Source organism: Mesorhizobium sp. M0478 (assembly GCF_040321305.1).
Classification (GTDB): Bacteria; Pseudomonadota; Alphaproteobacteria; order Rhizobiales; family Rhizobiaceae; genus Mesorhizobium.
In genome coordinates this window covers 505,332-530,185 of the sequence record NZ_JAMYRH010000001.1, presented here as the reverse complement: position 1 = coordinate 530,185, position 24,854 = coordinate 505,332, and the positions used below count along the sequence as shown (strand labels likewise).

At 63.2% G+C, this 24,854-nt stretch carries 22 protein-coding genes and 1 riboswitch; of the genes, 13 read left to right on the top strand and 9 right to left on the bottom strand.

The genetic code is table 11. From position 1 onward, the window contains the following. Nucleotides 1-30 precede the first annotated feature (30 nt). Nucleotides 31-1,956: an ATP-dependent zinc metalloprotease FtsH gene (ftsH, locus tag NKI64_RS02580; protein WP_023673598.1), complete on the top strand. Its 1,926-nt coding sequence runs from the start codon at nt 31-33 to the stop codon at nt 1,954-1,956. A 66-nt stretch (nt 1,957-2,022) separates the two neighbouring features. Here the strand turns inward: ftsH and NKI64_RS02575 are convergent, their stop codons facing one another. Further along, nucleotides 2,023-2,391 (bottom strand): winged helix-turn-helix transcriptional regulator, encoded by a 369-nt coding sequence (locus NKI64_RS02575; protein WP_023726185.1) that lies wholly within the window; start codon nt 2,389-2,391, stop codon nt 2,023-2,025. A 185-nt stretch (nt 2,392-2,576) separates the two neighbouring features. On the opposite strand from NKI64_RS02575, the gene NKI64_RS02570 reads away from it, so the two are divergent. Both NKI64_RS02570 and NKI64_RS02565 read left to right on the top strand, forming a co-directional pair. Then, nucleotides 2,577-3,341 carry an SDR family oxidoreductase gene (locus NKI64_RS02570; RefSeq protein WP_023726186.1) on the top strand — a complete coding sequence of 255 codons (765 nt, stop codon included), beginning with the start codon at nt 2,577-2,579 and terminating at the stop codon, nt 3,339-3,341. 28 nt (nt 3,342-3,369) lie between these two features. Next, complete coding sequence (locus NKI64_RS02565; protein WP_023726187.1) at nt 3,370-4,245, top strand: NAD(P)-dependent oxidoreductase; 876 nt, start codon at nt 3,370-3,372, stop codon at nt 4,243-4,245. A 73-nt stretch (nt 4,246-4,318) separates the two neighbouring features. Here the strand turns inward: NKI64_RS02565 and NKI64_RS02560 are convergent, their stop codons facing one another. Beyond that, entirely contained in the window at nt 4,319-4,771 is a 453-nt protein-coding gene (locus tag NKI64_RS02560) for a hypothetical protein (RefSeq protein ID WP_023726188.1), read from the bottom strand. 239 nt (nt 4,772-5,010) lie between these two features. Continuing rightward, entirely contained in the window at nt 5,011-6,015 is a 1,005-nt protein-coding gene (locus NKI64_RS02555) for a hypothetical protein (protein WP_023755560.1), read from the bottom strand. 343 nt (nt 6,016-6,358) lie between these two features. Here NKI64_RS02555 and glmM point away from each other — a divergent pair, with 343 nt between their 5' ends. The 5 genes from glmM to serA all read left to right on the top strand — a co-directional run bounded on the left by glmM (nt 6,359) and on the right by serA (nt 12,935). Next, the gene (gene glmM / locus NKI64_RS02550) at nt 6,359-7,711 is read left to right on the top strand and encodes a phosphoglucosamine mutase (RefSeq protein ID WP_023704880.1); all 1,353 of its coding nucleotides are present in this window, start codon (nt 6,359-6,361) and stop codon (nt 7,709-7,711) included. Between the two features lie 251 nt (nt 7,712-7,962). Next, complete coding sequence (locus NKI64_RS02545; RefSeq protein WP_023673590.1) at nt 7,963-8,808, top strand: outer membrane protein; 846 nt, start codon at nt 7,963-7,965, stop codon at nt 8,806-8,808. A 229-nt stretch (nt 8,809-9,037) separates the two neighbouring features. Beyond that, nucleotides 9,038-9,898, top strand: a complete 861-nt coding sequence (locus tag NKI64_RS02540) for an outer membrane protein (protein ID WP_023694608.1) — start codon at nt 9,038-9,040, stop codon at nt 9,896-9,898. Between the two features lie 201 nt (nt 9,899-10,099). Next, entirely contained in the window at nt 10,100-11,275 is a 1,176-nt protein-coding gene (locus NKI64_RS02535) for a phosphoserine transaminase (RefSeq protein ID WP_023726191.1), read from the top strand. Between the two features lie 58 nt (nt 11,276-11,333). After that, nucleotides 11,334-12,935, top strand: coding sequence for a phosphoglycerate dehydrogenase (gene serA, locus NKI64_RS02530; RefSeq protein ID WP_023726192.1), 1,602 nt, complete (start codon nt 11,334-11,336; stop codon nt 12,933-12,935). Between the two features lie 64 nt (nt 12,936-12,999). Here the strand turns inward: serA and NKI64_RS02525 are convergent, their stop codons facing one another. Together NKI64_RS02525 and NKI64_RS02520 are read right to left on the bottom strand one after the other, a co-directional pair. Next, on the bottom strand, nt 13,000-13,464 hold the full coding sequence (locus NKI64_RS02525) for a DUF2231 domain-containing protein (protein WP_023755561.1): 465 nt from the start codon (nt 13,462-13,464) through the stop codon (nt 13,000-13,002). A 105-nt stretch (nt 13,465-13,569) separates the two neighbouring features. Further along, entirely contained in the window at nt 13,570-14,475 is a 906-nt protein-coding gene (locus NKI64_RS02520) for a DMT family transporter (RefSeq protein ID WP_352666386.1), read from the bottom strand. A gap of 208 nt (nt 14,476-14,683) precedes the next feature. On the opposite strand from NKI64_RS02520, the gene NKI64_RS02515 reads away from it, so the two are divergent. Together NKI64_RS02515 and NKI64_RS02510 are read left to right on the top strand one after the other, a co-directional pair. Further along, nucleotides 14,684-15,982 carry an adenylosuccinate synthase gene (locus NKI64_RS02515; protein WP_023684197.1) on the top strand — a complete coding sequence of 433 codons (1,299 nt, stop codon included), beginning with the start codon at nt 14,684-14,686 and terminating at the stop codon, nt 15,980-15,982. A gap of 76 nt (nt 15,983-16,058) precedes the next feature. Continuing rightward, the gene (locus NKI64_RS02510; RefSeq protein WP_352666384.1) at nt 16,059-17,720 is read left to right on the top strand and encodes a hypothetical protein; all 1,662 of its coding nucleotides are present in this window, start codon (nt 16,059-16,061) and stop codon (nt 17,718-17,720) included. A gap of 26 nt (nt 17,721-17,746) precedes the next feature. Here NKI64_RS02510 and NKI64_RS02505 read toward each other — a convergent pair whose 3' ends face one another. The 4 genes from NKI64_RS02505 to NKI64_RS02490 are packed head-to-tail and all read right to left on the bottom strand — an operon-like array spanning nt 17,747 to nt 20,824. Further along, nucleotides 17,747-18,046 carry a CcdB family protein gene (locus tag NKI64_RS02505; RefSeq protein ID WP_023673676.1) on the bottom strand — a complete coding sequence of 100 codons (300 nt, stop codon included), beginning with the start codon at nt 18,044-18,046 and terminating at the stop codon, nt 17,747-17,749. Further along, nucleotides 18,046-18,288 (bottom strand): type II toxin-antitoxin system CcdA family antitoxin, encoded by a 243-nt coding sequence (locus NKI64_RS02500; RefSeq protein ID WP_023693600.1) that lies wholly within the window; start codon nt 18,286-18,288, stop codon nt 18,046-18,048. The genes NKI64_RS02505 and NKI64_RS02500 overlap by 1 nt, the downstream gene beginning before the upstream one ends. Nucleotides 18,289-18,342: 54 nt before the next feature. Next, on the bottom strand, nt 18,343-20,163 hold the full coding sequence (locus NKI64_RS02495; RefSeq protein ID WP_023690493.1) for an ABC-F family ATP-binding cassette domain-containing protein: 1,821 nt from the start codon (nt 20,161-20,163) through the stop codon (nt 18,343-18,345). A gap of 1 nt (nt 20,164) precedes the next feature. Next, nucleotides 20,165-20,824 (bottom strand): thiamine diphosphokinase, encoded by a 660-nt coding sequence (locus NKI64_RS02490; RefSeq protein ID WP_352666382.1) that lies wholly within the window; start codon nt 20,822-20,824, stop codon nt 20,165-20,167. 162 nt (nt 20,825-20,986) lie between these two features. After that, a riboswitch (TPP riboswitch) is annotated at nt 20,987-21,101 on the top strand. Between the two features lie 43 nt (nt 21,102-21,144). On the opposite strand from NKI64_RS02490, the gene thiB reads away from it, so the two are divergent. From thiB to thiQ, 3 genes are all read left to right on the top strand, one after another. Continuing rightward, entirely contained in the window at nt 21,145-22,152 is a 1,008-nt protein-coding gene (gene thiB / locus NKI64_RS02485) for a thiamine ABC transporter substrate binding subunit (RefSeq protein ID WP_352666380.1), read from the top strand. A 220-nt stretch (nt 22,153-22,372) separates the two neighbouring features. Continuing rightward, on the top strand, nt 22,373-23,971 hold the full coding sequence (gene thiP, locus NKI64_RS02480) for a thiamine/thiamine pyrophosphate ABC transporter permease (protein WP_352666378.1): 1,599 nt from the start codon (nt 22,373-22,375) through the stop codon (nt 23,969-23,971). Next, nucleotides 23,968-24,702: a thiamine ABC transporter ATP-binding protein gene (gene thiQ, locus NKI64_RS02475; RefSeq protein WP_352666376.1), complete on the top strand. Its 735-nt coding sequence runs from the start codon at nt 23,968-23,970 to the stop codon at nt 24,700-24,702. The genes thiP and thiQ overlap by 4 nt, the downstream gene beginning before the upstream one ends. Nucleotides 24,703-24,854: the final 152 nt, after the last annotated feature.

The window sequence follows — 24,854 nt, the reverse complement described above, 5'->3', positions numbered from 1 at the left end:
GTGTCCCAGCGGGCACCAACGGGACAATTGATGAATCCGAATTATCGCAATCTCGCGCTCTGGGCGATCATAGCGGTCCTGCTCATTGCTCTCTTCAATCTGTTCCAGACGCCGCAGACTCGCGGGGCCTCGACCGACGTTCCCTATTCGCAGTTCCTGCAAGAGGTCGCGGCCGGCCGGGTCAAGACGGTGGTCATCGCCGGCGCCCGCATCACGGGCACCTACGCCGACAACGCCAATGGCTTCCAGACCTATTCGCCTGGCGATCCGCAGCTGGTCTCGCGGCTGCAGGACAAGAACGTCACCATCAATGCGCGGCCTGAGTCGGACGGTTCCAACTCGCTGTTCAGCTATCTGATCTCCTACCTGCCGATGATCCTGATCCTTGGCGTGTGGATATTCTTCATGCGCCAGATGCAGTCCGGCTCCGGCCGCGCCATGGGTTTCGGCAAGTCGAAGGCCAAGCTTCTCACTGAGGCGCATGGCCGCGTCACCTTCCAGGATGTCGCCGGCGTCGACGAGGCCAAGGAAGATCTGGAAGAGATCGTCGAGTTCCTGCGCGATCCGCAGAAGTTCCAGCGCCTCGGCGGCAAGATCCCGCGCGGCGTGCTTCTGGTCGGACCTCCCGGCACCGGCAAGACGCTGCTCGCCCGCTCCGTCGCCGGCGAGGCCAATGTGCCGTTCTTTACCATTTCGGGTTCCGACTTCGTCGAGATGTTCGTCGGCGTCGGCGCAAGCCGTGTCCGCGACATGTTCGACCAGGCCAAGAAGAATGCTCCCTGCATCATCTTCATCGACGAAATCGACGCTGTCGGCCGCCATCGCGGCGCCGGCCTCGGCGGTGGCAATGATGAGCGCGAACAGACGCTGAACCAGCTGCTGGTCGAGATGGACGGCTTCGAGTCCAACGAGAGCATCATCCTGATCGCCGCCACCAACCGGCCCGACGTGCTCGACCCGGCGCTGCTGCGTCCGGGCCGTTTCGACCGCCAGGTGGTGGTGCCGAACCCCGACATCGTCGGCCGCGAGAAGATCCTCAAGGTGCATGTGCGCAACGTGCCGCTGGCGCCGAATGTCGACCTCAAGGTGATCGCACGCGGCACGCCGGGCTTCTCGGGCGCCGACCTGATGAACCTGGTCAATGAATCCGCTCTGATGGCGGCGCGCCGCAACAAGCGACTTGTCACCATGGCCGAGTTCGAGGACGCCAAAGACAAGATCATGATGGGCGCCGAGCGCCGCTCGTCGGCCATGACCCAGGCCGAAAAGGAACTCACGGCCTATCACGAGGCCGGCCACGCCATCCTGGCGCTCAACGTGCCGTCGGCCGATCCGCTGCACAAGGCGACCATCATCCCGCGCGGTCGCGCGCTCGGCATGGTCATGCAGCTGCCGGAAGGCGATCGCTATTCGATGAGCTACAAATACATGATCTCGCGGCTTGCCATCATGATGGGCGGCCGCGTCGCAGAGGAGTTCAAGTTCGGCAAGGAGAACATCACCTCCGGCGCCTCTTCGGACATCGAGCAGGCGACAAAGCTGGCGCGCGCCATGGTCACGCGCTGGGGCTTCTCCGACAAGCTCGGCCATGTCGCCTATGGCGACAACCAGGAAGAGGTTTTCCTCGGCCATTCGGTGGCGCGCACGCAGAACGTCTCGGAAGAGACCGCGCAGATCATCGACGCCGAAGTGCGCCGGCTGATCGACGAGGCCTATGTCACGGCCAAGTCCATTCTGACCAAGAAGAAGAAGGAATGGATCGCTCTGGCGCAGGGCCTGCTCGAATACGAGACGCTTTCGGGCGAAGAGATCAAGCAGCTGATCGCCGGGCAGAAGCCCGCGCGAGATTTGGGGGATGACACCCCCACAAGCCGCGGCTCGGCTGTGCCGAAGTCCGGCCGCCGCAAGAAGGGTCCCGAGCCCGAAGGCGGCATGGAGCCTCAGCCGTCGAGCTGAGCTGACATCACTTGATGCAAGAAAACGCCGCGGCTCAATCCGCGGCGTTTTGCTATTCAGGGTCTCTCAAATAGCATGCGGGACGGATGCATTTGCTTTGCCGGGGCGCACACCGTCAGTCCGGCCAGCATGTTGCTTGCCCCATCTGGCCAGCGGGATCAGGGCATTGTCCAGCTCGATGCCGAATTCGGTAATCGAGTATTCGACCCTCGGCGGCACCTCGGGAAAGATTTCGCGATGGACGATGCCGTCGGCCTCCATTTCGCGCAGCTGTTGGATCAGCATCTTTTCGCTGATGTCAGGCACCAGCCGCTTCAGCTCACCGAATCGTGCCGGCGCCTTGTGAATCTGCCAGAGCAGTAGCGCCTTCCATTTGCCGCTGATGACCTCCAGCGCCGGCCCCAATCCGCAACTATCTGGCTGTTTCTTTCCCATGTTTCATCCAATTCTGAGCAATCGGTGGGTAGCTTACATTTTTGTCGGTACTTGAGAAAAACCAAGCCGGTCCATAGCTTCAAACCAGCTCGCCGGCATCGGCGAACACCACAACATCATATCGGTACCTCGCTTCGACCTGCAAAGGCCGTCGGCGGCCGGATTTTGTCAAAAAGGGATGGATCATGACACGATACGCAAACAAGAAGGCCGTTGTCATCGGCGGGACGCACGGCATGGGGCTCGCCGTTGCCGAAGCCCTGATCGAAAGCGGCGCCGAGGTCCTGGTCACCGGCCGCGACCAGCGCAACATCGAGGCCGCGCGAGTCAAGCTGTTTTCGCGAGCTCATGTCGTGCGGTCCGATATCTCAGACATGGCCGATATCGTCACGCTCGGTGCCGAAGTGGGGCAGAAGCTTGGCCAGATCGACTTCCTTCACGTCAATGCCGGGGTGGCCAATCTCGAACCCGTCGAGCGGGTCACCGAGGACAGTTACGATCGCACCTTCGACATCAACACCAAAGGCGCTTTCTTCACCGCGCAGCGCCTGCTGCCCCTCATCAGGGATGGTGGCGCCATAGTCTTCACCTCGTCGATCGCCGACGAATCCGGCACTGGCGGCATGAGCGTCTATTCCGGATCGAAGGCGGCACTGCGCGCCTTCGCCAAGGTCCTGGCCGCCGAGCTTCTGCCGCGCCGGATCCGCGTGAATGTGGTCAGCCCTGGTTTCATCGATACGCCGACGATGGGTGTGGCCGACGCGTCGGCCGAGGAGCGGGCCGCCTTCATGGCGATCGGCGACGCGGTCACGCCGATGAGGCGCCACGGCACGATGGAGGAGGTGGCGCGCGCAGTGCTGTTCCTGGCGTTCGACGCGACCTTCACCACGGGCGCGCGGCTGACCGTGGACGGTGGCCTTGGCCAGGACCTGAGCCCGACACCGGCGTAACCGCGCAACCAAACCAAGGAGAAGCAGAATGAGCGACATAACAGTGATCGGTCTCGGCGCCATGGGCACGGCGCTTGCCGAAGCCTTTCTGAACCAGGGACATGCGGTGACGGTGTGGAACCGTTCTCCGGCAAGGGCTGAGGCTTTGGCAGCCAAGGGCGCCATTGTGGCCAAGAGTGTCGAGGAAGCCGTCAGATCGAGTCCACTGATCGTGGCGTGCCTGCTTGTCTATGACACCGTTCGTGAGGTGCTCGGCCCAAGCCGAGAGGCGCTGTCGGGCCGCACATTGGTCAATCTCACCAACGGCACGCCCGAGCAGGCGCGGGCGATGTCGGGCTGGGCGGTGAGCCAAGGCGCCAGCTATATCGACGGCGGCATCATGGCGGTGCCGCCGATGATCGGCGGGCCGCACGCACTGATTCTCTACAGCGGTTCGCGCCAGGCGTTCGATGCCTGTTCGGGGCAGCTCGGAGCGCTCGGCACCAGCAAATTCCTCGGTGAGGATGCTGGCCTCGCGCCGCTCTATGATATCTCGCTTCTGACCGGCATGTACGGCATGTTCGCGGGCGTTCTGCAGGCGTTGGCATTGACGGGCGCAGCAGGAATCCCGGCCGGCGAGTTCATGCCGCTGCTGGCCTCCTGGCTTCAGTCGATGCAAGGCCTGCTGCCGAAGTGGGCCGAACAGATCGACAGTGGCGATCACACCAGCAATGTCGTTTCCAATCTGGGCATGCAGGCTGATGCCTACGTCAATCTCATCGATGCCAGCAGGTCGGCTGATGTCAGCACCGAACTCGTCCTGCCGATGCAAAGCCTGATGAAGCGCGGGGTGGCTGCCGGCCAGGCCAATGCCGATCTTACAAGCCTGGTCGCACTGCTCCAGCTCTCGAAACAAGGCGCTTGACGGGGCAAGACCCGAGAGAAGGCCCGCCAACCTTGCGGTTGGGGGCCTTCGATCTTCAAACGCTGCTGGTCGATCAGCTCTTCAGCTTGGCGTTGCAGAGGCTGTAATAGCCGCCGCCCTTCTGGATCCAGCGAAGGCCGTTCAACGTACCCGCGTCCTTGTTGCCGTGGTAGCCCTGCAGGCAGGTCTTCATCCGCGCCTTCGAGGGCTTCTCGGTCTTGAATTCGGCGGCGAGGGTGGTCGGGAATGTCACGCCCGTCGGCGCTACAGCGGGGGCGATCCCCGCGCTGGCTTCCTTCTCCGGCTGCGGCTGGGTTTTGACCGCATCCGTACTGGCACTCTCCGCAGCTGACGTCGCGCATTTCTCGGTGCGGAAAGCGGTCCAATCCATGCCGTTCAGAGTGCCGCCTTCCTTGGCTGTGCGATAGGCCTCGCCGCATTCCTTCATCGTCAGTGCGCTTGCAGGGGCGACGCTCCAAGCAATCCATACCGTCACAGCGAATGCCGCCAATTTCAATCTGGACATAAGACCCTCCTGGTTGACAAAAGTTCGATGTCCTTTTGTATACCATTTGTTCTACATATGTTCAATTGGAATCTTGCGAACCACCGATATGTCTGGCGGTGGGCAGTGTGGGCGATAGATGATGCCGACAGCTTCCGCGGTATGTAGACGCGAGCAACTCCGGGTGTGTTCGAGCGCAACAAAAAGGCCCGCGCATGCTGCGATGCGCGGGCCTCTGTCTGGAGAATATGGCTACGCGATCAGCTCTTCAGCTTGGCATTGCAGAGGCTGTAGAAGCCGCCGCCCTTCTGGATCCAGCGCAGGCCATTCAGCGTGTTGGCATCCTTATTGGCGTAGTAGAGTTCGAGGCAGGTGTGCATGCGGCCCTTGGCCGGCGTCTCGCCGGCGTATTTCTTCGAGATCGCGGCCGGGAACTTCACGCCCTTGGGAGCGGTGACCGAGGGCTTCTCGGGCTCGCTGGTATAGGTCGCCTCGCTCGGAGCGGGCACGGTGTCGTCGTCATCTGCGCCTGCGCCGCATTCGGCCTTGCGGAAGTCGTTCCACTTCTTGCCGCCCAGAGTATTGGCAGACTTGGCAGCCTGGTACTTGGCGCTGCAATCGGCCATGCTCAGGCCCTTGCCGCTGCTGTCGGCAGCTGCCTTGGTGGTTGCCTTGGCGGGTGCTGCCGCGGCCGAGGCCCCGGCGGCGCATTCGGTCTTGCGGAAGTCGTTCCACTTTGCGCCATTGAGCGTACCGGCGGCCTTTGCCGCCTGGTACTTGGTGCTGCATTCCTTGGCCGTCAGGCCCTTGGCGCCATCGTCGGTTGTGGCTGCGGCCTTGGTCGTGGCCTTGGCGGGTTCTGCCGCGGCGGATGCGCCGGCGGCGCATTCGGTCTTGCGGAAGTCGTTCCACTTTGCGCCATTGAGCGTACCGGCGGCCTTGGCAGCCTGGTATTTAGCGCTGCATTCCTTGGCCGTCAGACCCTTGGCGCCGTCATCAGCAGCGGCGGCGGCCTTGGTCGTGTCCGTCTTGGCCGCAGCGGCCTTCTTGGCCGCCGGCTTTGCGGTCTCGGTGGTGGCCGCCGCGTCGGTGCCGCACTCGGCCTTCCGATACTGATTCCAGGTCTGCCCGTTCAGCGTGCCGGCGTCCTTGGCGGCATTATACTTGGTACTACACTGGGCCATGGTCAGCGCGCTGGCGGGCGCCGCCATGAACAAGGTTGCGACGGCAAGACCCGTCAAAGTTGCAAGTCGGTGGATGAGCATGGCGTTCTCCCGTTGCTGTGCCCATAGGTTGTACCTGTGTCAATCAATAGCTCTCAACGCTAGGCTGCGCCAGATGCTAAACGGCGTTCTCCCGATAAGGTGATGGACCCTTGCGATCTGCCGCTCCAACAGTCCGGCTTACCGGCCCAATCTGCGCAGTGTGGCCCAGTGTGAATGCTATATTGCGGCAACACCGTGTCATGATACGCTGCCAACGCTCCGAACAGCCTGCTACAATGATTTTCTAAGAATTGGTAATATACAATCACACAATGTGATAGTCGGGCTCGGACCAATTGTGGCATTACGAGCCGGCTGAAAACCGACGGGGATTCTGGCAAGCATGGCAGGACGTTATTTTGGCACCGACGGCATTCGCGGGCGCGCCAACAAGTTTCCGATGACGGCTGAGATCGCGATGCGGGTCGGCATGGCCGCCGGCCTGTCGTTCCAGCGCGGCAGCCATCGCCACCGCGTCGTGCTCGGCAAGGACACCAGGCTGTCCGGCTACATGATCGAAAACGCCATGGTGTCCGGCCTGTGCGCGGCCGGCATGGATGTGTTCCTGCTCGGCCCGATCCCGACACCGGCGGTCGCCATGCTGGTGCGCTCGCTGCGCGCCGATATCGGCGTCATGATCTCGGCCTCGCACAACCCTTATTACGACAACGGCATCAAGCTGTTCGGTCCCGATGGCTACAAGCTCTCCGACGAGATCGAGGAGCGCATCGAGAGCATGCTCGACAAGGATATCGAACTGGCGCTCGCCGATTCCGACGGGCTCGGCCGCGCCAAGCGCGTCGACGGCGTGCATGACCGCTACATCGAATTCGCCAAGCGCACGCTGCCGCGCTCGATGTCGCTGTCGGGTCTCAGGATCGTCGTCGATTGCGCCAATGGCGCAGCCTACAAGGTGGCGCCCGCCGCACTTTGGGAACTGGGCGCCGAGGTCATTGCCATCAATGTCGATCCGAACGGTTTCAACATCAACAAGGAATGCGGCTCGACCCATCCGGCCGGCCTGCAGAAGAAGGTGCATGAAGTGCGCGCCGATATCGGCATCGCACTCGACGGCGATGCCGACCGTGTCGTCATCGTCGACGAGAACGGCACCATCGTCGACGGTGACCAGATCATGGCGCTGATCGCCGAGTCCTGGCACCAGAGCGGGCGACTGGCCGGCGGCGGCGTCGTCTCGACGGTGATGTCCAATCTCGGCCTCGAACGCTTCCTTGGCGACATGAAGCTGCAGCTGCATCGCACCAAGGTCGGCGACCGCTATGTCGTTGAGCATATGCGCGCGCACGGGTTGAATGTCGGCGGCGAGCAGTCGGGCCACATTGTGCTGTCCGATTTCTCGACCACTGGCGACGGGCTGGTCTCGGCGCTGCAGGTGCTGGCCTGCATCAAGCGGCAGAACCGGCCGGTCAGCGAATTGTCGAAGAAATTCGAGCCGGTGCCGCAACTGTTGAAGAATGTCCGCATCGCCGGCGGCAAGCCGCTTGAAGAAGCCTTGGTCAAGGCGGCGATCGAAGATGCGCGCAACCGTCTAGGCAAGGCCGGCCGCCTGGTTATCCGGCCCTCGGGCACCGAGCCGCTGATCCGCGTCATGGCCGAGGGCGACGACCCACAGCTGGTCGAGGCCGTGGTCAACGACATCGTCGACATCATCTCGGAAACGCGCAGCGCCGCCTGATTGCGCTGCCTCCGACGGGAGGGGCGAACTGCCGGCTCAAGACTTCAAGCCCGCCTGCAGGCGGGCTTTTTGTTTCGGCCAGGGTTGGTCCCAGCGTCATGGCGGCGGAGGCCGTTTGCTAAAATGTCGAGAATTCGTGGTTAATCGACAGGGTTAAACGCCTTTTAACTTTTGCAATTCATTATCCACAACTGAGGTCAAACACATTCGAGCGGATTCAAAGTTCCGACGGGTTCTCAGGGGTGACAAACATGTTCAATGCAGCAAAAATGGCTTTCCTTGCCGCGCTGTTCGCAGGCGTGGCCGGGCCAGTATTCGCCGCCGATCTGGCGGAGCCGCCAGTGGTCGAAGAGGCGCCGGCGCCGATCGCCTATGAACAGCCGGCCGATTTCGGCGGCTGGTACATCCGCGGCGATATCGACTATCACTGGTCGAAGTTCCGCGGTGGTGACTACACCACCTACAGCCCGGCACCGCCCCAACTCCCCGGTTCGTTCGCCTCCGGCAAGTTGAAGAGTTCCTTTTCGGCCGGCGCCGGTGTCGGTTACCAGGTCAACCGGTACTTCCGCACCGATCTGACCTTCGACTGGATGGGCAAGTCCAATTTCCGCGGCTCGACCAATGGTTTCTGCGGCGGCGGCATAGCTTGTACCTCCGTCGACACATCGTCCTATTCGGCGATGCTGCTCCTGGCCAATGCCTATGTCGATATCGGCACCTGGCACGGCGTGACGCCCTATGTCGGCGCCGGCATCGGTGGTGCCTGGGTCAAGTGGGATACGCTGCACAATACCGATCTCGATGGCTCCTTCGAGCACAGCGGCGGCAAGGGCTGGCGCTTTGCCTATGCCCTCATGGCCGGCGCCTCCTACTGCCTGACCGACCGGGTCAAGCTCGATCTCGGCTATCGCTACAGCCACATCAATGGTGGCAAGATGTTCAACTACGCCTCCGACAGCGATGTCGGCCCGGGCTTCGATCGCGGCATCAACGTGCACGAAGTGCGCGGCGGCCTGCGCTACCAGTTCGGCCGGTCGGACTGCGCCCCGCCGCCGGAGCCCTACGTTCCCGAACCGGAGCCGGTCTACACCAAGTAGTCGCTTCGAAATCCAGGAATTTGCGAACCGCCCGGCCATGCCGGGCGGTTTTTGTTTGCCGATTGCGGTGCACTTCCAGGCCGCGGCGTGCGGAGAGAAAGCCTATCGAAATCAAATCGGTAACGTCGCGTTATCCTTAACCCGCACTTAACCACTATGGTTAACAATGCCTACTGAAACGGCGCTTGCGATCAAAATGAAGAGCGCCAATTTCAGGAGCCGGGGACCCATGAATTTCAAATTGCTGACAGCGCCGGCACTTGCCGCACTCGCGCTTGCGCTGCTGACGCCGGCGCAAGCCGCGGACTACGATCCGCCGATCTATGTCGATCAGGCGCCGGACTATCAACCGGTCGAGGTCGGCTCGGGCTGGTATCTGCGCGGCGATGTCGGCTACGCGTTCAGCCATCCCTTCGAGCATGAGGAAGCGACAACCGGCCCGCTTAACAGCTTTACCGATGAGAGCAGCCTTTTCACAGGCAGTTTCGGTATGGGGTATCATGTCAACGACTATCTTCGGGTCGAGCTGAACGGCGGGATTCTTCCGACCGACAAATTCGGGGAACACGCCAAGTTGGCAGCCACTTGCGACGGCCATACGCTTGTGGACGACGGTTTTGGCACCATCAATTCCGTCGCGGCTACGCAGGCATGCGATCTTTCCGACAATGCTTCCAACAAAGGCTACAGCATCATGGCCAATGGCTATGTCGATCTCGGCACCTATGTTGGAATCACTCCATATCTTGGCGGAGGGGTCGGTGTCGCATACAATAAATATTACAGGAGCATTGGGGCGAAGGATTGCGTGGAAGTGGCCCCCAATTCGTCCGGCACGGGCGGGTTCTCTTGTGATGATCCGGCCGGTTACGAGGGTGCAACGGATAAGGAGGGCAAATTCAACCTTGCCTATTCGATCGGGGGCGGTCTTTCCTATCAGGTGGCCAAGAACGTGTCGGTTGACCTTGGCTACGAATATTTCTCGGTGCCGGGCGCCAAATACGTCGCTTATGACAGCGGCGCCTTCAACATCCACAAGGGCATCAATTATCAGACGGTCAAGCTCGGGCTGCGCTACGACCTCTGGTAGGCTGGCTGCAGATACGAAACCCGACGGCGGATCTCTTCGATCCGCCGTTTGCGTTTGGGCTCACCAAATCCTGATCCCGGACTGCTTCTATCTTGTCAGCGACAAAAACTTTCCTCTTGACGCCTGAGGGCTGAACGCATATCGCCGTCCGTGGGCCACCCCTCCCCAACGAGGGGCCACTATCTGGAAGGATAGACCACGATGACGACGCATACGAAGCCCGGACTCCGTCCGGCAAACCCCAATTTCTCCTCAGGTCCCTGCGCAAAACGCCCCGGCTGGTCGGTCGAGGCGCTGAAGAATGCTGCGCTCGGCCGTTCGCACCGCGCCAAGATCGGCAAGACCAAGCTCGAACAGGCCATCGAGTTGACGCGCGAGATTCTCCAGGTTCCGGCCGATTACCGTATCGGCATCGTGCCGGCGTCGGACACGGGTGCTGTCGAGATGGCGCTGTGGTCGCTGCTCGGTGAACGCGGTGTCGACATGGTGGCATGGGAAAGCTTTGGCTCGGGCTGGGTGACCGATGTCGTCAAGCAGCTGAAGCTCGCCGATATCAGAAGGATCGAGGCAGGCTATGGCGAACTGCCGGATCTCACCAAGATCGATTTCGACCGCGATGTGGTCTTCACCTGGAACGGCACGACCTCAGGCGTGCGCGTGCCGAATGGCGATTTCATACCGGCGGATCGCAAGGGCCTGACCATCTGCGATGCCACCTCAGCGGCATTCGCGCAAAAGCTCGATTTCCAGAAGCTCGATGTCGTCACCTTCTCCTGGCAGAAAGTGCTGGGCGGCGAGGGCGCACACGGCATGCTGATCCTGTCGCCTCGCGCCGTCGAGCGACTGGAAACCTACAAGCCGGCGTGGCCGCTGCCGAAAATCTTCCGCCTGACCTCGGGCGGCAAGCTGATCGAAGGCATCTTCAACGGCGAGACCATCAACACGCCGTCGATGCTGTGCGTCGAGGACTATCTCGATGCGCTTCATTGGGCGAAGTCGATCGGCGGTCTCGATGCGTTGATTGCCAGAGCCGATGCCAATGCCGCCGTGCTCGATGGCTTTGTCGACAAGTCGTCCTGGCTCGGCCATCTCGCGGTCGATGCGGCGACACGGTCCAACACGTCCGTATGTCTGTCCTTCACCGACGCCGATGTCGCGGCGCTCGACGCCGACGGGCAGGCGGCTTTCGCCAAGGCGATCGTCTCTATGCTCGACAAGGAAGGCGTCGCGTACGACATCGGATCCTATCGCGATGCACCTTCCGGCCTGCGCATCTGGTGCGGCGCCACCGTCGAGACATCCGATCTCGAGGCGCTGCTGCCTTGGCTCGACTGGGCCTTCGCCACGCAGAAGGCTTCGCTGAAGGCCGCAGCCTGAGATTTCGTGGTGGCCTGCGGGCCGCCCTTTCCCGACAATCCAGTTCAAGGAGGCCGCCATGGCGCCCCGCGTTCTCGTCTCTGACAAACTCTCCACCACCGCCGTCCAGATATTCAAGGACCGCGGCATCGAGGTCGACTATTTGCCCGATCTCGGCAAGGACAAGGAAAAGCTGCTCGAAGTCATCGACCAGTATGATGGCCTTGCCATCCGCTCGGCGACCAAGGTCACGGAAAAACTGATCAACGCAGCGACAAGACTCAAGGTCGTCGGCCGCGCCGGCATCGGTGTCGACAATGTCGACATCCCCGCGGCGAGCCGCAAGGGCATCATCGTGATGAACACGCCCTTCGGCAATTCGATCACCACGGCCGAACATGCGGTGGCGATGATCTTTGCACTCGCCCGGCAGATCCCGGAGGCCAATGCCTCGACCCATGCCGGCAAATGGGAAAAGAACCGCTTCATGGGCGTCGAGATCACCGGCAAGACGCTGGGCGTCATCGGCTGCGGCAATATCGGCTCGATCGTTGCCACGCGCGGCGTCGGCCTGAAGATGCATGTCGTCGCCTTCGATCCGTTCCTGTCGGACAAGCGCGCCGAGGAACTCGGCGTCGACAAGGTCGAGCTGGACGAGCTTTTCGCCCGCGCCGATTTCATCACGCTGCACACGCCGCTGACCGACAAGACGCGCAACATCATCGACGCGGCGGCGATCGCCAAAATGAAGAACGGCGTGCGCATCATCAATTGCGCGCGTGGCGGGCTCATCGTCGAAGCCGACCTGGTCGCGGCGCTGAAGAGCGGCAAGGTGGCGGGCGCCGGCGTCGATGTGTTCGAGGTCGAACCGGCGGAAAACAACGCGCTGTTCGGCATGGAGAATGTGGTGGCAACGCCGCATCTCGGCGCCTCGACAGCGGAAGCGCAGGAAAATGTCGCGCTCCAGGTGGCCGAGCAGATGGCCGACTATCTGATCAAGGGTGCGGTTTCGAATGCCATCAACATGCCCTCGATCACGGCCGAGGAAGCACCGCGGCTAAAGCCGTTCGTCAAGCTCGCCGAAGTGCTCGGCGCCTTTGTCGGCCAGGTCACCGAGGACCCGATCAACGAGGTCGAGATCCTGTTCGACGGCTCGACCGCGACGATGAACACGCGTGCCTTGATCAGTGCCACGCTTGCCGGACTGATCCGGCCGCAGGTCGCCGACGTCAATATGGTGTCGGCGCCGATCATGGTGAAGGAGCGCGGCATCATCGTCGCCGAGGTCAAGCGCGACAAGTCGGGCGTGTTCGACGGCTACATCAAGCTGACGGTGAAGACCGAGCACATGACGCGCTCGATCGCCGGCACCTGCTTCTCCGACGGCAAGCCGCGCTTCATCCAGATCAAGGGCATCAATCTCGACGCCGAGGTCGGCCAGCACATGCTCTACACAACCAATGCCGATGCGCCCGGCATTATCGGCCTGCTCGGCACGGTGTGCGGCGAGAACGGCGTCAACATCGCCAACTTCCAGCTCGGCCGCAACCGGCCGGGCGGCGACGCGATCGCGCTGCTCTATCTCGACGCGCCGTTCCCGGAGAAAGTGCTGGAACAGGTCAAGGCGCACAAGTCCATCGACTCGGCCAAGCGGCTGCAGTTCGACGTCAACGCAATGTAGTTGACGGCGTGGCGGATGCGGCGGTCCTCCCCCCATCATTGGGGCGGCCGTCGCAGAGGCCGGTTCAGGTCAATTCGTCTGAGCCGTCGGAGACGCCCACGCGATGCCGATAGACCAGTTCCCAGCCCTTCCACCCTGTAAACAGCAGGATCAGCACCACGATCAGCGACAAGATAAAGCCGGTCGGGATCACAGCCGCCGCTCCACCGACATAACGCGAGTACCAGTTATAAAGCTCGATCAGCACGACGAGCACGTTGCCGCCGGCATGGAGCCATGCCGTCGTGAGATTGCGGATCTGAACATCGCCGAGGACATCCGTCAGGCCGGTAAGAGCGGCCAAGGCGCCCATGATCAGGCCGGCGCCGAGAAGCCAAAGCGATCCGGTGACCCACCCGGGATCGGCTGTTTGCCAGAAAATCAGATCGCAAACGAAGGTGCCGACAAAGAAGGCGATCGGAAACGGAATCAGCATTGGATGAATGGGGTGACCGGCAATGCTTGCTGTGCTGCGAGGGTTGTGGCTCATCTTGTTGCCTCCCACGCAAGCAAACTCCGCCAGAGGTAAAATGTTCCAGGTCGGCGCGCGGCAGCAGTTATCGCGACGGCGGCGCAGCGCGGCGGCAGCCAAATGTTATCCGCGGCGGTTCGGTGCCGCCATCTTGCGCCCGCTGTATTCGGCGAGCGAAATGCCGCCCAGCACCAGGACGAGCGCCAGCGCCTGGTAGAGCTGGAATGTCTCGCCGACGATCAGCACTGACAGCAGCGTGCCGAAGATCGGCACCAGATTGATGAACAGCCCGGCACGGTTGGCGCCGATCAGTTCGTTGCCCCTGATGTAAGTGATCTGCGAAATGACCGAGGCGCCGATCGCGGTATAGACGATGACCACCCAGCCGCTGATATCGGGGACGATAACCTTGCCGGCGGCGACCTCCCACAGGAAGAACGGCAGCGAGGTGATGAGGGCAGCGATCGCCAGGGACAACATCAGGCTCTGCCAGCGCATCACCGGCTTCAGCCGCAGCCCGACCGAATAACCGCTGTAGAGGACGACCGCGACCAGCATGATGGCGTCGCCGAAATTGAGTTCCAATGTGAGCAGCCGGCGCGGATCGCCGTGGCAGGCAGTCAAGATGACGCCGAAGATGGTCAGCACCACGCCCGCAATCTGAGCCCATCTCACGCGCAGGCGGAAGAAGAAGAAATTGGCAATGATGATCAAGACCGGCATCGCCGCCTGTTCGATCGAGACATTGATCGCCGTCGTGTAGTTGAGCGCGGTGTAGAAAATGGTGTTGAACAGAGTGAAGCCGCTGGCGCCAAGTGCAGCCAGGACGAACCAGTGTTTGCGCACCACCGGCCAGTCCTCCCTGATCGTGCGCCAGCCGATCGGCAGCAGGATCGCGACGGCCAGCACCCAGCGCAGGAAGACCAGCGTCATCGGCGAGACGTGACCGACCGCCAGCTTGCCGGCGACGGAATTGCCGCCCCACAGCAAGGTGGTCAGCAGCAGGAACAGGTAGGCGCGTCGATGCATGCGGGATTCCGGCCGCCTGGGAAGTTGTGTTTGCCGGCCTATTGCCCCCGCCGACGCAAGTAAATGATGTCAAAGCCGAAAATTGTTGTGCCTCAGGGCATTTTCGACGGCAAAGAAAGGTCGCGCTTGCGAGGTCTTGACGCTATAGAGGCCTGTCGTTTCGAACCATATCCAGGCCGCCAGGGCGGCATCTCAAGGGAAAAGAAACATGGCCAATGTGGTGGTCGTCGGCTCGCAATGGGGCGACGAAGGCAAGGGCAAGATCGTCGACTGGTTGTCGGAGCGCGCCGACGTGGTCGTGCGCTTCCAGGGCGGCCACAATGCCGGCCATACGCTGGTCGTCGATGGCAAGGTCTACAAACTGTCGCTGCTGCCGTCGGGCGTGGTGCGGCAAGGCAAGCTGTCGATCATCGGCAATGGCGTCGTCTTCGACCCGCACGCCTTTGTCGCCGAAGTGGCAAAACTCAAGGCGCAAGGCGTCGAGGTCACGCCGGACCGCCTGAAAATAGCCGAAAACACCGCGCTTATCCTGTCGCTGCACCGGGAGCTGGACGGATTCCGCGAGGACGCCGCCTCCAATTCCGGGACGAAAATTGGCACGACGCGTCGTGGCATCGGCCCAGCCTATGAAGACAAGGTGGGCCGGCGCGCGGTTCGGGTGATGGATCTGGCGGATTTGGAAACGCTGCCCCTCAAGGTCGACAGGCTGCTGACGCATCACAATGCGCTGCGTCGCGGGCTTGGCCATGGCGAAGTCACGCATGAGGCGATCATGACCGAGCTGACCTCGGTCGCCGATGAGATCCTGCCCTATATGGACCGCGTCTGGAAAATCCTCGACGACAAGCGCCGCGCCGGCGAACGCATCCTGTTCGAGGGCGCGCAAGGCACGCTGCTCGACATCGACCACGGCACCTATCCGTTCGTCACCTCGTCCAACACCGTTGCCGGCCAGGCAGCCGCCGGCTCGGGGGTGGGCCCCGGCGCCATCGGCTATGTCCTGGGCATCACCAAGGCCTATACGACGCGTGTCGGCGAAGGCCCGTTCCCGACCGAGCAGAAGAACGAGATCGGCGAATTTCTCGGTACGCGTGGCCACGAATTCGGCGTCGTCACCGGGCGCAAACGCCGTTGCGGCTGGTTCGACGCCGTGCTGGTGCGCCAGGCCGTCGCCGTCAACGGCATCAAGGGCATCGCCCTGACCAAACTCGACGTGCTCGACGGGCTGGATGAGATCAAGGTCTGCACCGGCTACCGTCTCGATGGCGAAACGATCGACTATCTGCCGGCCAGCCAGGGCGCGCAGGCGCGTGTCGAGCCGGTCTACGAGACGCTCGAAGGCTGGAAAGGCACCACAGCCGGCGCACGCAGCTGGAACGACCTTCCGGCGCAGGCCGTCAAATATGTCCGTTACATCGAGGAGCTGATCGGGGCACCCGTCGCGCTCCTTTCCACCAGCCCGGAACGGGACGACACGATACTTGTGACCGATCCGTTTCAAGACTAGTTTTCTGAAGCCTTTCCGGGCATCGCGGCCGATTTGCGGGGGCCGGCGCGGAAACACAATACAGGTCGACTGAAGCATGGCAGATTTCGTTGCTATTCTGAAAAAGGCGCTCGACAAGCACGGCGACGAAACGCCCGAAAAGCGTACGCGGATCTATGAAAGCGTTCGTACCATGCTGGCGAAGAAGCTTGCGGAGTATTCGCCGCCGCTCGCCGCCGAAGCCATAAGCACGCAGAAGCGATCCCTGGAAGATGCCATCTCGAGCGTCGAGCGCGACTATGCCAGGGCACTGCCGGCATCCGACCCACTGGCGGAGCTGGAGCACATCTTCTCCTCCATCGACCGCAACAAGAACCAGTCCAGTCATGTAAAGCCTTCCGCCACGCCTGCGCCGGCCTGGCAGCCGGCGAAACCCGTGCAGCCGGCGCCGACCACCAGGACAGAGCCGAGCTGGCAGAGGCCCGCTCCGACACCGCCTCCGCCTGTGGCGCGTGCAGAAACCATCGACAAGCAAGCCGCGGAGCTGGACGCCGACGACGATAGCGCCGATGTCTTTGCCAATGACGAGCAGCCGGCGGCGGACACGTTCCAACGCCTGCGCCCCGCCGAGCGCAGGCGCAGCTATGGCGGGTTGATCGCGGCTGTCGTCGCGCTTCTGGTGGTCGCCGGCGGCGGCTATGGCATCTGGCTGAACAAGGATGCCTTTGGCTCGATGCTGGGCCTTGGCGGCGACACCAAGACGGTCTCGACCGAACCGCTGGTAAAGCCGGCGCCGGCCAAGCCCGCGGCCGATGCACCCGCACCGGCTCCTGCCGGCGAGGGAACGAAGTTCACCCAGCGCCTGTCGCCCGAAGGCGGTGAGACCGACCCCGGTCCCGCGGCCGGTCAAAGCGGCATCGGCGAGGGCGAGTCCGTCGCCGCGCTGACCACACCGCCACCCCCGGCTCCAGCACCGCCTGCGGCGGCGCCAGCGCCTGCGACCCCGCCGGCCGGCGACGCCGCAGCCACGGGCGCGCCCACCACGCCGGCGCCCGCCGCTTCCGCCACGCCACCGGCAACGCCGCCCGCCGATGGCGCCGCTCCGCCGGCCAATGGGGCAGCACCGGCTGATGCCGCCGCCACGCCGCCCGCGGCCGGCACGCCGCCCGCTGCGCCGGCGGCCGCCGCTCCCGCGCCGACCGTTGCGGTCGGCCAGAAGGCGATCTTCTACGAGGAACGCACCTCGACCGCGCAAGGTTCGGCCGAACCCGGCAGCATCGTCTGGTCGCTGGTGCAGGAATCGCCCGGCGGCGACCTGCCGCCCGAGCCGGCGATCCGCGCCGAGGCGACCATTCCCGGCAAGGACATCCAGCTGCGCATGACCATCCGCCGCAATACCGACCAGACGCTGCCGGCCAGCCACATCATCGAGATGATCTTCCTGACGCCCGAGGGCTTTGACGGCGGTGGCGTCGACAACATCCTGCGCGTCGCCATGAAGAGTTCGGAACAGGATGCCGGCAGCCCGCTGATCGGCATTCCGGCCAAGATCGCCGACGGCTTCTTCCTGGTGGCGCTCAACGACACCAAGGCCGACGAGGACGCCAATATGACCTTGCTTCGAGGCCAGGACTGGATCGACGTGCCGGTGGTCTACAAGACCGGACGCCGGGCGCTGCTGACCATGGAAAAGGGCATTCCGGGCGAGAAGGTGTTCGACGAGGCGCTGAAGGCCTGGCAGGCCAAGACGGCAGGTTGACGGGCGGCAGTAGCGGCTGCCTTCGCTCAGAAGCCCTGGAACAGCATGTCGAGGGCGGCGACGATGTCGTCGTGATGTCTAGAAAGGTTTCCCTCTGGCATCCGCAATTCGGACGCGCTGAAGGCCGACACAAACTGTGTGACCATCACAAGATCTTTGCCGTTTATAGCGAAGGTCGGGTTCAGGCGGCGGCCAGGAAGCGGGGCAATCTCGGGCGGCATCAAAGGAACGACCACCCTCGTGCTCAGCCCTTCAAGCATATCTGACTGCACGTCGAGAAGATAACCGTCGCTCTCGGTACTCCGATAGAAATCGTAACGCGCCATCAGAACGGCCGGTGTTTAGCCAATGGCAGTCCGTTCTTTCGGACATATTCGTTGGAGCTTTCGATGGCTTCCCTGTTTTCTTCTTGCCATCGACGCGTTTTCTCCGCCGCAATCGCTTTCGCGATCCCTGCTTCGGCAGCGCGGGAGATGTTGATGCCCAACGCTTTGGCGTCCTTGATCAACTGAGAGTCAATGGACGTGTTGACAGAGGTCCGCTGAGTTTTTGGCGTCGATTGAAGCACGGAGATGCCTCCTTTCATGCGCACAATATACGCGCATAAAAGACGCAGGCAATGCTACCCCTCCATCTCCTCACGCAGCATTTCCAGTTCCAGCCACTCTTCCTCGAGTGCGGCCAGCGTGGCGCGTTCCTTGTCGAGGGCGGCGATGGTCTTTTGGAACGAGGCCGGGTCGCGCTCGTAATAGGCGGGATCGGCGATGTTGTTTTCCAAACGCGAGATCGAGGCCATTACCGCCTCGATCTTCTTGGGCAGCGATTCCAGGGCGAATTTCTGCTTGAACGACAGTTTCTTCGACGGCCCTTTTGGCGCTGCCGGCTCGCTCTTGCCCGGCGCCGGCGCATCGCTGGCTTCGGCCTTGGCGCGCGCCTTGCGGTCGTCGAGCCGGGTGCCGCCGCGCTGCGCCAGCATGTCGGAATAGCCACCGGCATATTCGATCCAGCGGCCGCCTCCGTCCGGGGCGATGATGCTGGTGACGGTGCGGTCGAGGAAGTCGCGGTCGTGGCTGACCAGGATGACCGTGCCGGCAAAGCCGGCGACAAGTTCCTGCAACAGTTCCAGCGTCTCCATGTCGAGATCGTTGGTCGGCTCGTCGAGCACCAGAAGGTTGGCCGGCCGCGCCAGAACACGCGCCAGGAGCAGCCGCGCCCGTTCGCCGCCGGACAGCTCGCGCACCGGGGTGCGCGCCTGTTCCGGCTTGAACAGGAAATCCTTCATGTAGGACACGACATGGCGCTGCTCGCCATTGATGACGAGGTTTTCGCCGCGCCCGTCCGTGAGATACTGCGCCAGGGTCTCGGCCGGATCGACCGCCTCGCGCTTCTGGTCGAGCGTGGCGATTTCCAGATTGGTGCCGAGCCGCACCGAGCCGGCATCGGGCTTCATCTCGCCGGTAAGCATCTTCAACAGCGTCGTCTTGCCGGCGCCGTTCGGCCCGACAAGGCCGACGCGATCGCCGCGCTGAATGCGGGTCGAGAAGCCCTTGACCACGGTCAGGTCGCCAAAACTCTTCTCGATGTTCTTGGCCTCGATCACCAGCTTGCCGGATTCGGCGGCGTCGCTGGCCACCATGGTCGCCGAGCCCTCGGCGCCGCGATGGCCGCGAAAACGCTGGCGCATGGTCTGCAGTTCGCCCAGGCGGCGCATGTTGCGTTTGCGGCGAGCCGTCACGCCATAGCGCAGCCAATGCTCCTCGCGCACGATCTGGCGGCCGAGCTTGTGCTGTTCGCGCTCTTCCTCTTCCAGCACAAGGTCGCGCCATTCCTCGAAATGGCCAAAGCCCTTGTCGAGGCGGCGGGTCTGGCCACGGTCGAGCCAGACGGTGGCGCGCGAGACGCGTTCGAGGAAGCGTCGGTCGTGCGAGATGACGATCAGCGCCGAAGACGTCCGGACGAGCTCCTCTTCCAGCCATTCGATGACCGACAAATCGAGATGGTTGGTCGGCTCGTCAAGCAGCAGAATATCGGGTTCGGGCGCCATGACGCGGGCAAGTGCTGCGCGGCGCGCCTCGCCACCGGAGAGATCGTTGGGGTTCTCCGTGCCGGCGAGGCCGAGATGCTCCATCAGATATGTGGCGCGGTAGGGATCGTCGGCAGGCCCAAGCCCGGCCTCGACATAGGCACGCACATTGGCAAAGCCGTCCATGTCGGGCATTTGCGGGAGATAGCGCACCGTTGCCGAAGGCTGGCGGAAGACCTCGCCGTCTTGCGGCTCGATCAGACCGGCGGCAATCTTCAGGAGCGTCGACTTGCCGGAGCCGTTGCGGCCGACGAGCGCGATCTTGTCACCGGCGGACGCCGTCAGTTCGGCGCCATCGAGCAGCGGCGTGCCGCCAAAGGTCAGTCTTATGCCGTCGAGGTTGAGAAGGGGCGGGGCCATGTCAGCTTTCAGGCAAGGGGTAGGGGTGGGCGAGCAGCAGCGCGCGGCCATGGCCGAGCTCAATTTCGAGGCCGCCCCCGGTCTTGTTGGACTTGACCTCGTTCGAGATGGTCAGCGACGAGCCGAACACGACCTCGACATGGTCGAGCGGCCACTTCGCGCCGGACACGGTGAGGCCCGAAAGATCGGAAAAGCCGAGCACCGAAAACAGCGTTCCGTCGGCATAGTCGAAGCCGGCCTTGCCGGGCAGCAAAGGGGCGCCTTCCTGCGCTCCGCTGGTCAACAGCACTTTTGTGCCTGTCTCTGCCAGTTGAAGGCTGAGCGCCAGATGCAGGAAGGCGTGGTCGGCGCGCTTGCCGCCGAAAGCGCCGGCCAGCACCAGGCTGGTGGCGCCGCGTTCCAATGCCGCCGCGATCGCCAGCTCGCCATCGGTCTTGTCCTTTTCGGGAGGAAACACCTCCCGCGGCACGGCGGCGAGATCGGCAGGCAGGTCCGCCGGCACGGAATCGAAATCGCCGACCCACAGCTCCGGCATCAGGCCGATCAGGCGGGCATGACCGATGCCGGCGTCGGCGGCGATGACGCGCGTGCCCGCGACCTGGCGGTCGAGCCGCGGCGTGCGGACGAGATCGCCGCCAAGCAGGATGGTGAATGTGCTCATATCCGCTGGCCCTTACCAGCCCCGCCGACGAAACGGAAGGCCGAGCGGCACCGTCACTCTTTGTTGGAGCATGATCTTTTTCCGGAAACGGATTCCACTTTCCGGGATCATGCTCGGGCAAACTTCCGCTTGCGTGGCACCTTGGCCGAGCCTATGTGTCGAAACGCTCTAACGGGGTGCCGGACGCGATCTTCGCGGGCCGGCTGAGAGGCAGTCTCGCCAACCCGCTGAACCTGATCCGGTTTGTACCGGCGGAGGGATTAGACGCTTCGGACAGCCCGACGCCTCAATTCCTTTCAACACGAATGAAGGAGGCGCCGATGCGCATGTTTTTGTCCCGTCTTGTCCCAGCGCTGGGGCTTGCTGTTTCGCTACTGGCAAGCCCTGCGTCAGCGCAGGAAAAACTCACGATCTATACCTATGAGAGTTTCACTGCCGACTGGGGTCCGGGACCCCAGGTGAAGAAGGAATTCGAAGCCGAGTGCGGCTGCAGCGTCGACTTCGTCTCGGCGGCCGACGGCGTCGCGCTGCTCAACCGCGTCAAGCTCGAAGGTGCCTCGACCAAGGCAGATATCGTGCTTGGCCTCGACACCAACCTCACCGCGGAAGCCAAGGCTTCCGGCCTGTTTGTCCGACATGGCGCGGTGGCTGAAAACAACGTGCCGGGCGGCTGGAGCGACGACACTTTTGTGCCCTATGATTATGGTTATTTCGCCGTCGTCTACGACACCGAAAAGCTGAAGAGCCCGCCGAAGAGCCTGAAGGAACTGGTCGAGGGCGATGCCGCCGACAAGATCGTCATCCAGGATCCGAGGACGTCGACGCCGGGCCTCGGCCTGCTGCTGTGGGTCAAGTCGGTCTATGGCGACAAGGCGCCGGAAGCCTGGGCGAAACTCAGGGGCAAAGTGCTGACGGTGACGCCGGGCTGGAGCGAGGCCTACGGCCTGTTCACCAAGGGCGAGGCGCCGATGGTGCTTTCCTATACGACGTCGCCGGCCTACCACATGGTGGCCGAGAACACCGGGCGCTACCAGGCCGCCTCGTTCGAGGAGGGCGAGTATCTGCAGGTCGAGGTCGCGGGCATCACCACCACGGGCGCGAAGAACCCGCTGGCGGCGAAGTTCCTGGCCTTCATGACCGGGCCGAAATTCCAGGATGTCATTCCGGAGACCAACTGGATGTTCCCGGCCGGGAAAACCGACAAGCCGCTCAATCCGGCTTTTGATAGGCTGGTCAAGCCGGCGAAGACCTTGCTGTTCAGCCCGGAAGAGGTCGCGGCAAATCGCAAGGCCTGGGTGGATGAATGGCTGGCGGTGATGAGCAAGTAGATTTGGCTGTATAGTCAAAAGATGAGTGCTCTACGGCGCCCCCCTCTGTCCTGCCGGACATCTCCCCCACGAGGGGGGAGATTGGCCTTTACGTTGACTTTCGCCAATCTCCGAAGCTGCAGGAATGAGCGGAGCGCTAAAACCGCCAATCTCCCCCCTCGTGGGGGAGATGTCCGGCAGGACAGAGGGGGGCGCGAAGGAACGCGACGCCCGGTAAAGAGTGCAACGCTCTGACCCCCGCATCACGGCCGGCATTGTCGCGCTTGCGGCAATCGCGCTGCTGATCGGTGGCGCCTTCGCCGGCCTTATCCGCGAAGGCGCGCACGACCTTTCCGGCGCCGCGTCCGCCTTTGACCTCTATCTCCTGCGCGTTGTCCGCTTCACGCTCTGGCAGGCTGCGCTCTCGACTCTGCTTTCCGCCGTACCGGCGCTCTTCGTCGCCCGGTCGCTGTCGCGGCATCCGCGCTTCTTCGGACGCGGCTTCATCCTGCAGCTGTTCACTGTGCCCCTTGCCTTGCCGGCAATTGTCGGAGCGCTGGGCATACTGGCGCTCTATGGCCGCGCCGGTTATTTCGCCGCGATCGGTGGCCAGAGCTGGCCCGACATCTATGGGCTGTCGGGCATCCTCGTCGCCCACGTCTTCTTCAACCTGCCGCTGGCCACCCGGCTCTTCCTCGAAGCGCTGGGAACGGTGCCGGCCGATCAATGGCGGCTGGCGAGCCAGCTCGGCATGGGGGCGAGGCCAGCCTTCCGGCTGATCGAGTGGCCGGTGCTGCGCGCCGCGCTGCCGGGCGTCGCCGGGCTTGTCTTCATGCTTTGCATCACCTCCTTCACCATCGTGCTGATCCTCGGCGGCGGGCCGGCGGCGACGACGTTGGAAGTCGCCATCTATCAGGCGCTGCGTTTCGACTTCGATCCGGCGCGAGCGGTGACGCTGACGGTGCTGCAGATCGCGCTGACTTTTGCCGTCATGCTGGCGCTGACGCGGCTCGGCGCCAATGTGACCGGCGACGCCAATTTGCCTGTCGCGCCGCGCCGCTATCACTTGGCCGGCAAAGCAGAAACAGCGTTCAACGCCGTCCTGATCGTGCTCGCCTTGCTGTTCGTCGCCGGACCAATGGCGGCCACCGTCGCGTCCGGCCTCGACGCCGATCTCGGCCGGTTGGCGGGCGAGAGTGCCGTGCGTCAGGCGACGCTGACCAGCGCCGGTCTCGCCTTCTCGGCGGCGCTACTTTCGGTGGCGCTGTCGCTGTCGCTGATCATGGCGCGTCGGGCATTGTCGCTGCGCCGCCGGTCCAGTGCCCGTTCATTGCTCGAACATGCCACCGACACCGGCGCCGGCTTCGTCCTCGTCGTGCCGCCCATTGTCATCGGCGCCGGCTGGTTTCTCCTGCTGCGCACGGTCAGCGATGTCTTTGCCATCGCGCCGGTCATGGTCGTCACCGTCAATGCGGTGATGGCGATGCCCTTTGCCATCCGCGCGATGCGCCCGGCCTATGATGCGGCGAGCGAGCGCCACGAAAAGCTGTGCGCGCAGCTCGGCATTGCGGGCTGGAACCGGCTGCTTCTGGTCGACTGGCCATCGCTCCGGCGGCCGCTGGCCACCGGCTTTGCCTTCGCCATGGCGCTGTCGCTCGGCGATCTCGGCGTCATCGCGCTGTTCGGCAGCGATTCGGTGCAGACCTTGCCCTATCTCCTGCTGGCGCGCATGGGCAGCTATCGCACGGCCGATGCTGCCGGGCTGGCTTTGCTGCTCGGGGCGGTCTGCCTTGCATTGGTGGTCGCGGCAGACTGGCTGGGACGGGGAGAGAGATCGTGACGTCCGCTGTGGAGAAAGGCACGACTGTCCGGCTGGACGAGGTCTCGTTCAGCTATGGCGAAACGTCATTCCTGTTCGATGTCGAATTCGATACATCTAAGATCACCGCCATCATGGGGGCAAGTGGTTCGGGCAAATCGACCTTGCTCGATCTGGTGGCTGGTTTCGAGACGCCGGAGTCCGGTCGTGTGCTGATCGGCGCCGCCGATGTCGGCGCCAAGCCGCCTTCGGCGCGGCCGGTGTCGATGGTGTTCCAGGAAAACAATCTGTTTGCTCATCTCTCGGTGGAGAAGAATGTCGGGCTCGGCCGCTCGCCATCGCTCAACCTGACCGACGCCGATCGCGCCGCGATCGCCGAGGCGCTTGACCGCGTCGGCCTGGCCGGCAAGGAAATGCGCCTGCCGCGCGAACTCTCCGGCGGCGAAAGGCAGCGCGTGGCGCTCGCCCGCGTTCTGGTGCGCGACCGGCCAGTGCTGCTGCTCGACGAGCCGTTCGCTTCGCTCGGGCCAGCACTGCGCGACGACATGCTCGACCTGGTGGCCGGCGTTCATGCCGAGCGGGCGATGACGGTGCTGTTCGTCACGCATCAGCCGGAAGACGCTCGCCGTATCGGCGAGCAGATGGTTTTTCTGGACAATGGCAGGGTTGCCGCGACGGGACCTGCCGCCGATTTTTTCGACGGCACTGGCCCTGAAGCGTTTCGGCGCTATATCGGCGCAAGTTCGGGCTGATCACGCGATATTGCCCGGAAGCGGACATAATTTACGACCAAACCGGCTACAGGTGATGTGGCGCTTGCTTGCCATGGTCCAGTCGATGTGGCTAGGTCCGCTTAGTACTGGTCCGGCACGAGCCGTGATTTGCCCCCTACAGCGCCGCATCC